The organism is Paenibacillus litoralis (genome assembly GCF_046244365.1).
Taxonomy (GTDB): domain Bacteria; phylum Bacillota; class Bacilli; order Paenibacillales; family NBRC-103111; genus Paenibacillus_V.
The window spans coordinates 4839103-4853891 of the sequence record NZ_CP176395.1 but is presented as its reverse complement, the minus strand read 5'-3'; the positions used below and the strand labels follow the sequence as shown (position 1 = coordinate 4853891).

The 14789-nt window shown below is 50.6% G+C and carries 12 protein-coding genes; 8 read left to right on the top strand and 4 right to left on the bottom strand.

Going from position 1 to position 14789, the window contains the following annotated elements; all coding sequences use genetic code 11:
* The first annotated feature begins 114 nt into the window (after positions 1–114).
* A complete protein-coding gene (locus ACKGJP_RS20210; RefSeq protein ID WP_409340615.1) occupies positions 115–1590 on the top strand; it encodes a protein adenylyltransferase SelO in 1476 nt (491 codons plus the stop codon).
* A 132-nt stretch (positions 1591–1722) separates the two neighbouring features.
* Here ACKGJP_RS20210 and ACKGJP_RS20205 read toward each other — a convergent pair whose 3' ends face one another.
* The gene (locus ACKGJP_RS20205; RefSeq protein ID WP_409340614.1) at positions 1723–2619 is read right to left on the bottom strand and encodes an AraC family transcriptional regulator; all 897 of its coding nucleotides are present in this window, start codon (positions 2617–2619) and stop codon (positions 1723–1725) included.
* Positions 2620–2759: 140 nt separating this feature from the next.
* Positions 2760–5405 carry a family 78 glycoside hydrolase catalytic domain gene (locus ACKGJP_RS20200; protein ID WP_409340613.1) on the bottom strand — a complete coding sequence of 882 codons (2646 nt, stop codon included), beginning with the start codon at positions 5403–5405 and terminating at the stop codon, positions 2760–2762.
* 148 nt (positions 5406–5553) lie between these two features.
* Here ACKGJP_RS20200 and ACKGJP_RS20195 point away from each other — a divergent pair, with 148 nt between their 5' ends.
* The 3 genes from ACKGJP_RS20195 to ACKGJP_RS20185 all read left to right on the top strand — a co-directional run bounded on the left by ACKGJP_RS20195 (position 5554) and on the right by ACKGJP_RS20185 (position 8414).
* The gene (locus ACKGJP_RS20195; RefSeq protein ID WP_409340612.1) at positions 5554–6432 is read left to right on the top strand and encodes a helix-turn-helix domain-containing protein; all 879 of its coding nucleotides are present in this window, start codon (positions 5554–5556) and stop codon (positions 6430–6432) included.
* Positions 6433–6557: 125 nt separating this feature from the next.
* Complete coding sequence (locus ACKGJP_RS20190) at positions 6558–7403, top strand: sugar phosphate isomerase/epimerase family protein (protein WP_409340611.1); 846 nt, start codon at positions 6558–6560, stop codon at positions 7401–7403.
* 9 nt (positions 7404–7412) lie between these two features.
* Complete coding sequence (locus tag ACKGJP_RS20185) at positions 7413–8414, top strand: hydroxyacid dehydrogenase (RefSeq protein ID WP_409340610.1); 1002 nt, start codon at positions 7413–7415, stop codon at positions 8412–8414.
* A gap of 87 nt (positions 8415–8501) precedes the next feature.
* Here ACKGJP_RS20185 and ACKGJP_RS20180 read toward each other — a convergent pair whose 3' ends face one another.
* Positions 8502–8939 carry a MarR family winged helix-turn-helix transcriptional regulator gene (locus tag ACKGJP_RS20180; protein WP_409347205.1) on the bottom strand — a complete coding sequence of 146 codons (438 nt, stop codon included), beginning with the start codon at positions 8937–8939 and terminating at the stop codon, positions 8502–8504.
* A 378-nt stretch (positions 8940–9317) separates the two neighbouring features.
* On the opposite strand from ACKGJP_RS20180, the gene ACKGJP_RS20175 reads away from it, so the two are divergent.
* From ACKGJP_RS20175 to ACKGJP_RS20160, 4 genes are all read left to right on the top strand, one after another.
* Positions 9318–10841 carry an MDR family MFS transporter gene (locus tag ACKGJP_RS20175; RefSeq protein WP_409340609.1) on the top strand — a complete coding sequence of 508 codons (1524 nt, stop codon included), beginning with the start codon at positions 9318–9320 and terminating at the stop codon, positions 10839–10841.
* 172 nt (positions 10842–11013) lie between these two features.
* A complete protein-coding gene (locus ACKGJP_RS20170) occupies positions 11014–11604 on the top strand; it encodes a TetR/AcrR family transcriptional regulator (RefSeq protein ID WP_409340608.1) in 591 nt (196 codons plus the stop codon).
* Positions 11601–12680, top strand: coding sequence for a DUF418 domain-containing protein (locus ACKGJP_RS20165; protein WP_409340607.1), 1080 nt, complete (start codon positions 11601–11603; stop codon positions 12678–12680). Before ACKGJP_RS20170 ends, ACKGJP_RS20165 begins: the two co-directional genes overlap by 4 nt.
* A 28-nt stretch (positions 12681–12708) precedes the next feature.
* Complete coding sequence (locus tag ACKGJP_RS20160; RefSeq protein WP_409340606.1) at positions 12709–13353, top strand: GNAT family N-acetyltransferase; 645 nt, start codon at positions 12709–12711, stop codon at positions 13351–13353.
* 151 nt (positions 13354–13504) lie between these two features.
* On the opposite strand, the gene ACKGJP_RS20155 is transcribed toward ACKGJP_RS20160, so the two are convergent.
* On the bottom strand, positions 13505–14695 hold the full coding sequence (locus ACKGJP_RS20155) for an MFS transporter (protein ID WP_409340605.1): 1191 nt from the start codon (positions 14693–14695) through the stop codon (positions 13505–13507).
* Between the last annotated feature and the right edge of the window lie 94 nt (positions 14696–14789).

Sequence of the window (14789 nt, the reverse complement as noted above, 5' to 3'; positions counted from 1 at the left end):
AAAACAAAAGAAATTTACGTTAGATTGAGATAGGGGACTGCGGGTAGATTTATGCAATGGCGGGTTATAATAGAAATAGTTTGCTGCATGAAGGCAGCAGGAAAAGGGGATACGATGACTAATTCTAAAGCGTTCATAGAACCGGGATGGCATTTCGATAACAGTTACGCGCGTCTGCCAGCATCCATGTTTACCGGGCTCAACCCAACCCCTGTAAGCTCTCCGAAGTTGGTCATCTTGAATGAACCGTTCGCAGCATCCCTAGGGTTGAACGCTCAAGCGCTGCAAAGCAATGACGGCGTTCAGACGCTTGCCGGCAACCGGATTCCCGAAGGGGCGGAGCCGCTGGCTCAAGCTTATGCCGGGCATCAATTCGGGCATTTTACCATGTTAGGGGACGGCCGGGCTTTGCTGCTCGGCGAACAGATCACCCCCTCGGGCGAGAGGGTTGATATTCAGCTTAAGGGCTCGGGGAGAACGCCATACTCGCGCCGAGGAGACGGCCGGGCGGCACTTGGACCGATGCTGCGCGAATACATCATCAGCGAAGCCATGCATGCGCTTGGTATTGCTACCACTCGCAGCCTGGCGGTTGTGTCGACCGGCGAGCCGTTATACCGCGAAACGGTGCAACCTGGAGCTATTTTGACCCGCGTGGCTGCCAGTCATCTGCGCGTCGGCACTTTTCAATACGTTGCCAATTGGGGCTCTGTTCAGGATCTCAAGTCCTTGTCCGATTACACCTTGCAAAGGCATTATCCGGAAGTTGGCGACGAGGAGAATCGCTATCTTGTATTATTACAGGAAGTGATTAAGCGTCAAGCGTCGCTGATCGCCAAATGGCAGCTCGTCGGCTTTATTCACGGGGTGATGAACACCGATAACATGGCGATCAGCGGAGAAACCATTGATTATGGTCCATGCGCTTTCATGGATACCTATGACCCGGCAACGGTATTCAGTTCCATTGACATGCAAGGCCGCTATGCCTATGGCAATCAGCCGCATATTGCCGCGTGGAATCTCGCGAGATTTGCCGAAACCTTATTGCCGCTGCTGCATGCCGACGAGGAGGAAGCGGTCAAATTGGCCCAGCATGCGATTTCCGAATTTTCCGAGTTGTTTCACCGCAATTGGCTCGCGGGAATGAGGGCCAAATTGGGGTTGTATAACGAGGAGCAGCAGGACGAAACCCTTGTCGAAGACCTGCTCGGAATGATGCAGAGGCATCGTGCGGACTACACAAACACCTTCCGCGCACTGACCTTCGATAAGCCGGAAAATACGGATCTGTCCGGTACCGCGGAATTTGCTCAGTGGCAAGAGCGGTGGCAGGCGAGACTCGGCAGGCAGCAGGAAACCAAAGCCTCTTCGCAACAGCTGATGCGGAACAGCAATCCTGCTCTTATCCCGCGTAATCACCGGGTAGAAGAAGCGCTGGAAGCCGCGGTGGAGCAAGAAGACTACAGCGTGATGGAACGGCTGCTTGACGTGCTTTCGAATCCCTACGCGCACGCGCCTGAACAAGAAGAGTATTCCGCGCTGCCGGCTCCATCGACGAGTCCTTACCAAACCTTTTGCGGTACCTGATCAAGAAGCGTTACAGCGACAGAAGGCGGCCGGCTTGATCGGCAGTCTTCGCCGGGCGTTAAAAGACCGTTTTTCACTATGCGCTTTCTGAGCTTAGTGGAAAACGGTCTTTTTGAGGTTCCCGGATTACCGTTACATGCGATGCTTGCGATAGTCTCCAGGCGTTAATCCCGTATGCTTTTTAAACGTTTTATTAAAATGGCTTACATGGTTATAGCCCACGCGGGAAGCGATCTCGGTCACGTTGAGGTCGGTTCCTGCCAGCAGCTCCATAGATGCTTGAATGCGAGTGGCGGATAATAGCTCGATATACGATTTCCCTTTCACCAGCTTCAACATATAGCTGAAATAGGAGGGCGCCATCAACGCTTTGGACGCTACCTCTTCCAGATGGAGCTCCTCATCGTAATGCGCCTCTATGTATGCGATGGCCTTATAAAAAGCATCCCGGTGATGCGCTACTTTTTGGCGCTCATGGTGGCTTTGAGTATGTGAATACCGCTTATACTGTCTGCAGGCAATGACGAGAAGCTTAAGAAGCTCGGCCTTGATCGCGAGCCGGTAGCCTTCTTCTTGTTCTTCCCATTCGGCAAGAATAACGTTCAGCAAGTTCTCGACCACGGATTGCGTGGGAGGAGGGAGCGTCATTTTGGGCACCAGATCGGCTTCGGATATAAGGGGTCTGATAAAGGCGAAATCGACAAACGTCTGAATATGCGCCAGATCCTGAAAGCTGTCATGAATCGCATGGGGCATAAAATCCACCTGAATCATGACGAAATCCATCGAATCGCGGGGTTCCAGCCGATGCTCGTGAAAGGGCGGGATCGAGAAGAGATCCCCCTTCGTCAGCACATACTGCCGGCCCGCGGCCCAGTGCAGACAACTGCCGGATATTAGGTAGCACAACTGCAAATGCTCGTGCGCGTGCAGGGAACGGTTCATCGAATGCGGCCTGCGGACCTCGATTTTAAAAGGAAACGCCTCGTCGAGCACTTCCCGGTAAGCATAGATCGGATAATCAGACATCCATTATGTCCTCCGCCATTATCGTAAGTTTTTCGTCTCTACGGATAATGGTACACGGATTCGCGAAATTGATCAAAGCATAAGTGGAAACGGGATGGCTTGTCTTCGGAGGTTATCTATATCAATCGGTCCCTCTGAACTCAATAAGCGAAACAATAAGTTCCTGATCCAAGCGTCAGAGATACACCCGATACGGTTGGTTTAATTACATGAATTCCATCGGCCAGTTCAAGCGTCGTTCCATTCTCTCGAACCATGGCCGCTTTGGCGTTCGGAAGATGCACGGAGGCCGTCGTATTCGGCGGAATGCGAATCCTGATTTCCATCGAATGATCGTCAGACCGCCGCCATGCGGCATGGATCCGACCATACATCGATTCCAGCGTGGCTTCCGCCCAGGTCAAACCTTCGCCCGGCTGCGGTTTCATGTGAACATGCTTGTACCCCGGCGCTTCTTCATCTGCATCAATACCGGCAACACAGCGGTACAACCACTCGCCAACGGCGCCATATGCATAGTGATTAAAGGAATTCATATGCTCGCTCCAGAAGCTTCCGTCCTCCTTGATTCCGTCCCAATGCTCCCAGATCGTGGTAGCCCCTTTGGTAATCGGGTACAGCCAAGACGGATAATCCGTTTGAAACAAAAGCTTATAGGCCGCTTCCGTATGGCCGGCTTGACTTAACGCGAGATTCAGATAAGGGGTACCGACAAACCCGGTCGTCAGATGGAACTTGCTTTCTTCCAGAAGCTCCAGCAGCTTTTGCACCGCACGTTCCTCGGCTTTACCATCCACTAGTCCGAACAGGAGCGCCAATACGTTTGCCGTCTGCGTAGAAACCGACAACCTGCCTCTCGGCGTGACGAACTCTTGCTGAAAAGCATCCCTTATTTGAGCATGTAGCAGCGTATAACGTTCGAAATCTGAAGTTATCTGCAGTACTTTAGCTGTTTTGGCGAGCAAGGAGACCGAATAGGCATAATAGGCGGTTGCGATAAAGTCGCGGTCGGTAGCGCCGATATAGCTGTCCGGCTTGGAGTCCAGGCCTAACCAATCGCCAAAATGGAAGCCCGTATTCCATAGGCAGGCGTTCTCGCCTTGGTTGCGTATATATTCGACCCATGCTTTCATGCTCCCGTACTGCTGCTCCAGAATTCGCTTGTCGCCATAGCACTGGTAAATCACCCACGGACAGATGACTGCCGCATCGCCCCAAGCGGCCGATGAGTGGCTGTTCTCACCGAGCACATGCGGAATGACGAATGGGACGCCTCCGTTCGAAAGCTGATCTGCAGCTAAGTCATGGAGCCATTTGGTGAAAAATGGAGCTACATTCATGAGATGCGCGGAGGTGCGGATAAACATTTGCGCATCGCCCGTCCAACCCAGACGCTCATCGCGCTGCGGACAATCGGTGGGCACATCGAGGAAATTGCCTTTTTGCCCCCAAAGGATATTATGCTGCAGCTGATTTACGAGCGGATCCGAGCATTGAAAATCGCCAGTCCGCTCCATGTCGGAATGAAGGACGATGCCGGTGAATTGCGCAAGCTGAATGTCTTCGCCAAACCCGGTCAGTTTCACATATCGAAACCCTTGGAAGGTGAAACGGGGCTCATAGGTTTCGGGCTGTCCGCCTTTCAGCACATAGCGGACGGTCTGTTTGGCCTTTCGCAAATTATCCGTATAAAAGTTGCCGTCCCGGTCCAGCACTTCGGCATGCTGCAGGGTCACTTCCTGACCGGAACGGCCTTGTACCTGAAATCTTACCCATCCGACCATATTTTGGCCCATATCGACGACCGTTTCGCCGGATGGCGTCTTCAGAAGGGCGACGGGGAAAATCTCTTCGATTTTGCGCACCGGTTCATTTTCTTGAGCGAGCAGGGTTTCTTTAGCGTACGGCAGCGTATCGGCGGCTAGCCATTCCGCATCGTCGTAGCCGGGCGTGCTCCAATCGATCCTCTCCAATCGGGCATCGTACGTTTCTCCTTCATAAAGCTCCGACATGAGGATGGGGCTTTCCGCCGTCTTCCAACCGCTGTCGGTGACGATGACCTCTTCCGCGCCATTTTCATATTCCAAGTGCAGCTGCATCAGGAAAGCGGTCCGTTCTCCATACACGTTCGGCTTATGCTGACCGGTTAATTTGCCCTTGTACCATCCGTTTCCGAGTACGGCGCCGAGAGCGTTGTCGCCTATAACCATCTGCTCCGTTACGTCGTAGGTTTGATATTGGAGCCGATGCTTGTAACTGGTCCAACCGGGCGTGAAATAAGAGTCACCTACTCTGCGGCCGTTCAGGTGCATTTCATAAAGTCCCAGGCCTGTCGCATAAATGCGGGCGCGTTTCACCGGGCTATTCACCCGGAAAGCGCGGCGCAGCAGCGGACAAGACTCCGCGCCCCATGATCCTGCCGGAGCGCCGATCCACTCGGCTTGCCAATCTTTGGAGTCGAGCAATCCCATTTCCCAGAAAGCGGGCTTCGACCATTCGGTTTCGACTCCGCGATCGCTCCAAACCTTGACTCGATAGTGGTAGCGCTCACCTTTCCGCCAATCCATGGCTGCCAGCCCGACATGAACGGATTGATCCGTTTGCACCTTGGCCGAGTCCCAGAGAAGGGTTTCGAAGGAGAGATCCTGCGAAATTTGTATTTGATAGGCCGCTTGCAGCCATGATCGCGTATCCGATTGAATTTGCCAGCTGATTCTCGGATGCCGGATATCGATGCCGATTGGATTTTCCTTGTACTCGCATCGCAGTTTGGTTACGAAAGCCATGAAGCTCACCTCTCTGATTTTGATGTCCGATTTACCGTATTAATAATTGCGATTATAATCATAAGGAACCACCGATTTCTTTTCTATTGGTACATAGGACATCTAACATAGGTAAAACGGACATCTATGTCAAAAGGGAGATTACGCCATGCAGCATCCGAAGCATACGCTTAAAGCGGATCGTTTTTTTCCAAAGCATCAAATGCTGTACGTAAACCGGGTAACGGAAACCTTCCGGTTATCCCGTCACTCGCATGAGTTTATCGAGCTGGCTTATGTCGGCGAGGGCAAAGGGTTCCATTATATCGAAAATAAAGTTCATCGGGCAGCGCGAGGGCAGCTTTATGTCGTCCCGATCGGGGTTTCTCATGTGTTTCGTCCATCGTCCGCCGATGACTCGAACGAACCGTTAATTGTCTATAACTGTATCTTTACGCCGCAGCTTCTCGAAAATTTGCTTCCCGGCGTAACGGACCCGCCTATCGCGGCGTTTTTGCAGCGGCTGAAAGAAGAAACGCACGAATATGATTCGGTCGTCGATGTCGATGCTGCGATTGAGAAGCTGTTTCTTGCGCTGTATCAAGAATTTTCTTTCCCGCAAAGCGGGTCTTCGACTTATCTGAACAGTCTCCTGCTTCAGCTGCTCGTTACGGTTTACCGTCTGAAAAATAAAGAGCAGCCGGCAAGGCTGCCGGCCGAACCCGCACAACCGGACAGGTTTCTCCAGGTCCTTCTATATATGGAGCAGCATTACGCCGCCGAGCTGTCGTTATCTCATCTGACGGAGAAATTTCAGTGGAGCGAACGGCACCTGCAGCGGTTATTCAACCGGCATACAAGTCAAACTTTTCATCGCTATCTGCAAAGCTTGCGCATCCGCAAAAGCTGCGAGCAGCTGCGCGATTCGCCGCATAAAATCAGCAGAATTGCGGAATCCGTCGGGTATAAGGATCTTCAGTCGTTTATCACGATCTTTAAAAGAATTGTCGGCATGACGCCGGGCAGCTACCGGAATCGGTTCGAGTAGGGAGCAGGCACACGGATTCGCGTAAATGTACAAAGAAATCGCGGAAAAAGGAAAGCGCTCGCGATACCGGCCTGCCATAATGGGAATGCATCGAAGTTAGCGTTATGGAAGGGGAGGAGAGCGGCATGCAGCGTTTAGCCTTCAGCACGATCCCGTGTGACGGCTGGTCTTTGGACGAGATGGCGGATATGGCGAAGCAATGCGGATTTCACGGTTTGGAACTAAGGGAAGGAGACGTCTGGGGGATCTCCGTCGAGATGACGAAGGACGAGCGTAGCGCTGCTCTGAGAAAAGTGGAGGAAGCGGGGCTACGCGTTATCGATATAGGCTCCGGCGTTTGTTTGACAGGCAGCGAGGGGGATGCCGAGCAGCTTGGGCATTTTCGTAAGGTTGTCTCCTTGGCGCAAGATTTAAGGGCTAGCGGCGTGCGGGTATTCCTCGGCTATTTCAGAAACCGCCGAGACGAACAGGTTCCGGCTATCCCCTATGTCGAGCTAATAGACCACATCCGGCAAGCATGCGACGTTGCGGCTGCAGCCGGCGTGCAGGTTTGGATCGAAACGCATAATGATTTTTCCACGGGCCGTTCGCTGCGCAAGCTGCTGGATGACGTAGATCGTCCGAACTGCGCGGTCATCTATGATCTGATCCATCCTCTGGAAGAGGGGGAATCGCCTGCCGATACAATAGCGCTGCTAGGCTCGCAATGTGTCCATGTCCATATAAAGGACGGCGTTCCCGCCGAAGACAAGATGGAGCAGAATTGGATATATACGAAGGTTGGCGAAGGGGAGATTCCCATCGCTTCGATTGTCGGCATGCTGGAACAAGCGGGTTATACGGGTTATTATTCGTTGGAGTGGGAAACCAAGTGGCGGAAGGAGCTGCAGGTTCCCGGCATGGAGCCTGCGGTCGTTTTTCCGGCCTATGCGGACTTTATGCATTTGATCTTTGAATCTGTTAAGAAATGAGGATAGCCTATGAAAACGTTAGTGACGATCGCCGACGCCGGCCTGCGAGACATGTTTTGGCAGGAGCCGGTGCTGAGCAAGTTGACGAGTTTCTCGGAGGTTGATTTTATCCCCTTGAACGAAAGGTTTACCAGCGAGCAATTGACCGATCGAATAGGGGGGTACGATGCTTGTATCACATCCTGGAGCTCTCCCTTTTTCACTCCGGAGGTACTCGCGCGTGCCGAAAAGCTGAAATTTATCGGTCACGGAGCCGGCAGCGTAGCTTCCATTGTCAGCGAGGACGTGTTCACCTCGTCTATTGCCGTCACCTCGGCCAATAAAGTGCTGTCGCATTCGACCGCAGAGTGCGCTTTCGGCCTGATGTTCGCAGGAGCGTGGGACTTCGCGGGCTATAGTGCCAGACTTAAGCAGGGACGCTGGAGCGGCAATAACCGCGAAGCGGTTCTCGGCGTGACGCGCAGAGTGATCGGTCTTGTCGGCTTCGGCGAAATTTCCAAGCAGGTGATTCGGATGCTGCAGCCGTTTCACGCCCAAATCCTGCTGTACTCCGGTTATTGCTCGCAGAAGGAAGCGGATGCGTTAGGCATCGAGCTCTGCGGATTGAATGAGCTGTTCGAGCGCAGCGATATTGTCTCGCTGCATAATACTTGGACGCCCCGTACGCAGGGGATGATCGGGGAGGAGCAGCTGCGGCGGCTGCGGGATGGCGCGCTCTTCGTCAATACGGCCCGCGGCCCGATCGTGAAGGAAGCGGCGCTCTTGGAGGAACTCCGCAAAGGCCGCATCTATGCCGCTCTTGACGTGTACGACCAGGAGCCGCTGCCTGCGGATCATGAACTGCTGACTTTGCCGAACGTTCTGTGCCTGCCGCACATCGGCGGTTTCCACGGCTTGATGAAACGGGAGCTCTGCGATTTCATCGTAGAGGAGCTGCATCGTTTTCGCACAGGCAGCGAGCTGCTCGGCCGGGTTTCCTTGGATCACTACCGCAGGTTAACGCCCAGATAAATAGGAGATATGCACTGCCTCTGACTGCCCGGATCTATCCCGGCAGTCTTTTTTGAATATCGTCCTTTTTGATTGGCGGCATGAGGTTCAGGAAGAAGATTTGCTTCGCGATGCGGAGTTGAGGTGATGAATCTGCTCTTCCAGGACCGAACTTGCTTTGTCCAAAAACTGTGTAATGAGCTCAAGCTCCTCGACTTTATAGGAGGAAGCCAGCTTAATCATGGCGGCGTGAAGCGGAAGGTACGTATTGCTGACCTCTTCTTTATTTTCATACAAAGGGACAATAATTACTTTGCGGCGGTCGTTAGGATCATTTTGCCTGCGAACAAAACCGTTCTTTTCAAGCCGGTCAATCAATGCAGTAACGCTACCTGTTGCAAGCCCGGTTAGTTTGGACAGCTCGCCGGCGGTGATTGGACCTTTTTCGTGAAGGATATCTATGGATAAAAAATCATTATTGTATAACCCTAGTGAGGCGGCTACATTTTGCTGATAGAGTACGGTTCGGGCTCCCAGCCCTCGCATACGCAAGGTGAATGTTTCCTGTAGTTCCGTTGGTTGATCTTGCCGATCGCTTGACAAAAGATACCGCTCCTTTTAAGATGTAATATATCTCGTTTATCGAGATACTTAATGTAAAAGATACTAGATTAACGTGTGATTAATCAAATTTATTTTATCGAAATCATGACGAAATTGCAAAGGGGGTAGGGCACTCAGGCCTTCATGCAGGCGGTAAACGTCTAGCCGAAGGCACACCCGAGCAGGTAGCCGGAGTGCGGACTTCTTACACGGGTATGTTTTTGAAGCGAATGCTGGCCGAAGTGCTATGGCCGCTAAACACTGAGATCTTGGCGGATCATGTAGGATTAAACCATACGGAGGGAACAAGAGGCAATGGCAATGGCAAAGGGAAAAAATATGGGCGTTATCGTTGCCGGTCTGCTGCTGGCTATACTTATGGCGTCGATGGATAACACCATCGTAGCGACAGCAATCGGTACAATTGTAGGGGAGCTCGGCGGCTTTGACAAATTAATGTGGGTGACCTCCGCTTATTTGGTGGCGGAGATGGCGGGTATGCCGATTTTCGGTAAATTATCGGATATGTATGGCCGCAAGCGGTTCTTTATCTTCGGTATTATCGTGTTCATGGGAGGCTCCGCTTTATGCGGTACGGCAGACTCGATCATCGAGCTGAGCATTTATCGCGCTATTCAAGGGATCGGCGGCGGCGCTTTGATGCCAATCGCATTCACGATCATGTTCGATGTGGTTCCTGCGGACAAGCGCGGCAAGATGGGCGGTTTGTTCGGCGCCGTATTCGGTCTCTCCAGTATTTTTGGACCGCTTCTCGGGGCTTATATTACGGACTATATCAATTGGTCATGGATTTTCTACATCAACTTACCGCTAGGGTTCATTTCATTCATTATGATTGCTTTCTTTTACAAAGAGTCGGTCGAGCATTCCAAGCAAAAAATCGATTATCTTGGCGCATTTACGTTAGTCGCTTCAATCGTTTGCCTGATGTTCGCGCTTGAGCTCGGCGGCAAGCAATACGCTTGGGATTCCAGCACGATTCTCGGATTGTTCGCAGCTTTTGCGGTGCTAGTCATTTGTTTTGTTTTCATCGAGCGCCGTGCGGAAGAACCGATTATTACCTTCGGTATGTTTAAGAACCGTCTCTACGCAACAAGCAATGTAATGGCTTTATTTAGCGGCGCTGCTTTTATTACTGCCTCTATCTACATCCCGATCTTCATCCAAGGCGTTCTTGGCGGCTCGGCAACGAATTCGGGACTTGTTCTGCTTCCGATGATGGTCGGATCCGTCGTTACCGCGGCGGGCGGCGGTTCTTTGCTCGCAAAGTTCAAATATCGCTCGATCATGATTCCGACATTAGCGCTGCTTGTTGTCGGCATTGCTCTGCTTACCACGTTAACGACCGATTCATCGCGCTTCATGGTCACGATCTTCATGATACTTGTCGGTCTCGGCATTGGCGCATCGTTCTCCGTTCTGAGCAATGCAGCGATTCATGGCTTCACGGCCAGACAACGGGGCTCAGCAAGCTCGACGCTTAACTTTATGCGGTCGCTTGGGATGGCGCTTGGAATTACGGTGTTCGGGATTATTCAGAGTCATACGTTTATGAATAAATTGGCTTCCGTATTCGGCAGCGGCGGTCAAGGGCCGGAAGGCGTCGATTTAAGCGATCCGCGTAAAATTTTGACGCCAGAAACGCGGGATAAAATTCCCGCTCAAGTTCTTGATAAGATTACAGAGGCGCTCTCCTCGTCTATCGTTCATACCTTTGCTTGGGCGATTATCCCGTCTGTCATCGCTCTGCTTGCAGCACTGGCTATGAGCAAAGAAAAATTAGACCCGGCAGCCGAGCTGGAGGAATATTCGGCTTCCCATTAACAATCGCATAGAAAATGTATGAGGCGCCCCTAGAATATAAATTGGAGAGAAACTTATATCCAATGAAATTCTAGGGGCGTTTTTATTATGTCGATGTTGAACGCATTGCAAAAAAGAGCAAAATCATTTACTATTTACTTACCGACCGGTAAGTAAATTTAGGGGGCTAGAAATGATGAATACGGCTTCGACGTATAGCGTTATTTTGGAAACGGGGTACCGATTATTTGCGGAACACGGCTTTGAGAAAACGAGCATGGTGATGATAGCGAAAGAGGTGGGGATATCAAAGCCTGCGTTATATTACCACTTTTTGTCGAAAGAAGCGATTATTGATGTGCTGTTCGACGAGATCTGCAAAAGCATAGCGTTTTCCAATTTTTTCGATCCCAAGGATTACACGAAAGATCATTTCGAAGGGAAGCTTATTTCGGATGGCTTGAGCATGATTGGAAAGCAGAAAGAAGACGACGCTTATTCCCGCATCATGAATCAGTATCAAGCGCTCGGCTATCGGAACCCCAAGTATTCCCAGAAATTGCTTGAAATCTTAAGCGGATTTACAGCCGGATTTGATGAACTGCTGCGTTACGGAGCCTCGATTGGGGCAATTGAGGAAAAGGATACGCTTATCAAAGCGCAAATGCTTACTATGATTATGGATAGCATGGATAATTTTATGAGCTACGGGTTTGAATACGACTATGAGGATATATGGACTAAAACGGTCAAATCCCTACTGAAAGGGGATTCCGCAAAATGAGTCAATCGACGCAGCGTATAACTGCCCTCGATTTTGCGAGAGCTTGTGCGATCTTTGGCATGATCATCGTAAACTATAAGCTTGCGATGCAAGCTGAGAACGGCGGAGCAGCATGGTTAAAAGCAATTGCGGGTTTGTTTGAGGGGAGAGCCTCCGCTTTATTCGTCGTGCTGGCGGGCGTCGGAGTGTCGTTGATGACTGCGAAAGCAGGAAGCTCGAGGAACAGGGAGCTCATTCGTCAAACTCGGAACAGCTTGTACCGGAGAGCGGCTTTCCTGTTTGCAGCAGGCATGGTTTTGCTTTTAACGGGCTGGAGTGCCGATATTTTGCATTATTACGCGGTGTTCATGCTTGTAGCCTCTGCTTTGATCACCGTATCCGACAACAAAATACTTGGGCTGTTCTCCGTTATCCTAGCAGCATCGCAGTTGTTGTTAATCGTGTTCGACTATAGCAAGGGGTGGGACCCGAGCTTTCACGAGTATTCGGGCTTTTGGACGATCGATGGATTTGGCCGTAATCTGTTCTTAAACGGATTCCATCCGATCTTTCCATGGGTGTGCTTTTTCCTGATCGGCATGTGGATGGGCAGAAAACGTTGGCTGAGTCGGGAAAATCGAACGAAGGTACTGTACTATTCGATATCGGGGACGGTTGTTCTCGAGGCGATCTCCTATGGCTTGATCAAATGGTCCTCTTCCGTATTGGACGACGAAGCCGCTAACTATTTTTTTACAACGAAGCCGATGCCGCCGACCATGCTTTATGTGCTCTCCGCAACTTGCTCGGCTTTGGCCATTATAGCGATCAGTCTTTTTGTTGTTGACAAATTTAGCGATTCCTTACTGACTCAGGCAATCATCAATACCGGACAGCTGTCGTTATCCCATTATATCGGACATGTCTTCATCGGATTGGGTTTTCTTGCTGCGGTGGGCTATTTGGAAAATGGTAAACTCTCTTTTGCCGTCGTTTATGGTATCGGCTATTTTCTAATCGCCATCCTTTTTTCGTGGTTGTGGAGAAAATGGATGAACAGAGGTCCGGTCGAGCTCCTCATGAGAAAATTTTGCTGAGGCATACAGGAGGGGAGGAGGTTATAAAGTGAGTGAAGGGCAAATTGTTTTGAGGCCGTTTCACTGTCAAGACTTAAGAGAGGTAGCAACTATACTTGCCGGCTCATTCGAAGATAAGTTCAGTGCATTAGCCCCTTTACCCAGAGAAAAACTGATCGACTTTCTTATCGATTCGGATCTTGTTCAAAACGAGCCGTTTGAGGGCTATATGGTTGACGAGTTCAATCAAAGATGCATCGGCATAATGCTGCTAAAATGGAAAAATCAAAAACGAATCAAGAGGACGAACCGTCTATATCGACTAGTCAAAAAGTATGGCTTATCCGTAACACTAAAGCTACTATTTGGAATGGAAATGCTTAAGAAACATGTAACTGGAAATGAATGCTATATTGAACATATAGCCGTATCCGCCGATGCTAGAGGAATGGGTGTCGGAAGCCTGTTGCTTGAATATGGAGATAAGCTTGCCAAAACGTTGCCGGGTAATCATATCTTGACTTTATATGTTGCAAAGGATAATTCAAGAGCTTTCGAGCTTTATAAACGACAAGGATTTATTGTAGACAAGGAATTTAACAGCTATATAACCGCTAAAATATTCGGCAAGAAAAAATGGCTGTATATGGTTAGAAAAGGATCGCCGGGGACGGATGATCAAAGCATGCAATAACCTTATTCAGAGCAATCATGGCAGCGCGAATAGTAAGCGAATGAAAATAAAGAAGCTGCGGTTGTTCATCGCACACAAGGAGAAGGGCCTATTGAAGGCCCTTGTTCCGATTTGATTGGGAGACCGAGATTCGCAATGTATCAGGTCTCCATTAAGCGACAGGATCGCTTTTTGCTTCTGCCTTTTTCGCTTGCGTCGACACAACCCCACTCGAGATAAATACGAACAGCGAGCATGCCAGGCAGACCCCCGTAAAAATACCTACGGCCGAATATCCGTTAAACGCCGCATAAAGCATGCCGGCCGTCCATGCTCCGAATGTTGTCGCCGCATTCATGGTTGATGTGGCCAGACTTGAAATGGTGCCGCGGATGGTCGGATTTAAACCGTTCAGCAGCCCTACCATAAGCGGAAACAGAATGCCGAGGATAGCGAAAATGATAAAGGTAGTACCTTTGACTATAGAAACCGATGATACATGAGGCAATGCAATGTAAGCCGCAATAACGAGGAGCATCCCGGCCGCCAAAGTCCGAAACGGATTTAATGCTTGAATCACATAAGGACTGCACAAGCTGCCGACCAAATTGCCGAGCCCCAAAAAAATGATTACATACCCGGCCTCCTCGATAGTAAGGGCAAAGCGGTCCGTCATCCATTTTCCTAGGAAAGCGAAGGCCGCACTGCTCCCTAGATGGACAAAAAAGTAAGCGAGAAAGATGCCTCTCGCTCTGCCGCTAGTCAGCAGGGGAACGTATCTTCTAACGATAGACGGCTTAGCTCCTTGCTGTTGATGCGGCCTCATGCCGGGCACGAAGAAATAGACTGCAACCGCTAGCAGCAGGGAGAACAGGCCGATGGTCCAGAAGGGGAGAGACCAGTTATCTGCTGCCAAAAGGCTTCCGATCGGCACGCCCAGCGCTTGCGAAACCGCGAGTCCTGCATAGGCGACGCCCAGCACTTTGCTGATTTTGGCCGGAGGAAACAGGGTAGGAATGGCTGCCCATACTTGGGGTGCCGTAAACGCCGCGCTGACTCCCGCCAAAAAACGGAACAAGCACATGGTCCAAAAGTTGACGGCGAAGCCGCATAAGCCGGTTGACACTGCAAAGCAAGTAAGGCCGGTCAGCAGCACTTTTTTTCGATCCCATCCGTCGGATAAAGGGCCGGCGATCAGCGCAAATACCGCCGAACCCAAGGTGTAGGCGCCCATCATCCAACCTGCCGTTTCGGTAGGCACATCGAACAAGCTTTGCAGTGTCGGAATCAGCGGAGAAATCAGAAACGTATCTGTGCCGATCACGAACATGACAAGAAAAAATAACATGATCATTTTGTTCATTTGCTTCACCATTTTCTTCTTTTATTTGATCTTGAACCTCATTGTAGCGGATAATAGTGACAATACTTGTCATGAAATAAAAATAGGAGAGCCA

What these genes read in the sequence shown, in the direction of transcription:
- ACKGJP_RS20180 (WP_409347205.1), bottom strand. Translation starts at nt 8,939, where the DNA reads ATGCGAGGGCTGGGAGCCCGAACCGTACTCTATCAGCAAAATGTAGCC.
- ACKGJP_RS20190 (WP_409340611.1), top strand. Translation starts at nt 6,558, where the DNA reads ATGCAGCGTTTAGCCTTCAGCACGATCCCGTGTGACGGCTGGTCTTTG.
- ACKGJP_RS20175 (WP_409340609.1), top strand. Translation starts at nt 9,318, where the DNA reads ATGGCAAAGGGAAAAAATATGGGCGTTATCGTTGCCGGTCTGCTGCTG.
- ACKGJP_RS20165 (WP_409340607.1), top strand. Translation starts at nt 11,601, where the DNA reads ATGAGTCAATCGACGCAGCGTATAACTGCCCTCGATTTTGCGAGAGCT.
- ACKGJP_RS20205 (WP_409340614.1), bottom strand. Translation starts at nt 2,619, where the DNA reads ATGTCTGATTATCCGATCTATGCTTACCGGGAAGTGCTCGACGAGGCG.
- ACKGJP_RS20170 (WP_409340608.1), top strand. Translation starts at nt 11,014, where the DNA reads ATGATGAATACGGCTTCGACGTATAGCGTTATTTTGGAAACGGGGTAC.
- ACKGJP_RS20210 (WP_409340615.1), top strand. Translation starts at nt 115, where the DNA reads ATGACTAATTCTAAAGCGTTCATAGAACCGGGATGGCATTTCGATAAC.
- ACKGJP_RS20185 (WP_409340610.1), top strand. Translation starts at nt 7,413, where the DNA reads ATGAAAACGTTAGTGACGATCGCCGACGCCGGCCTGCGAGACATGTTT.
- ACKGJP_RS20195 (WP_409340612.1), top strand. Translation starts at nt 5,554, where the DNA reads ATGCAGCATCCGAAGCATACGCTTAAAGCGGATCGTTTTTTTCCAAAG.
- ACKGJP_RS20155 (WP_409340605.1), bottom strand. Translation starts at nt 14,695, where the DNA reads ATGAACAAAATGATCATGTTATTTTTTCTTGTCATGTTCGTGATCGGC.
- ACKGJP_RS20200 (WP_409340613.1), bottom strand. Translation starts at nt 5,405, where the DNA reads ATGGCTTTCGTAACCAAACTGCGATGCGAGTACAAGGAAAATCCAATC.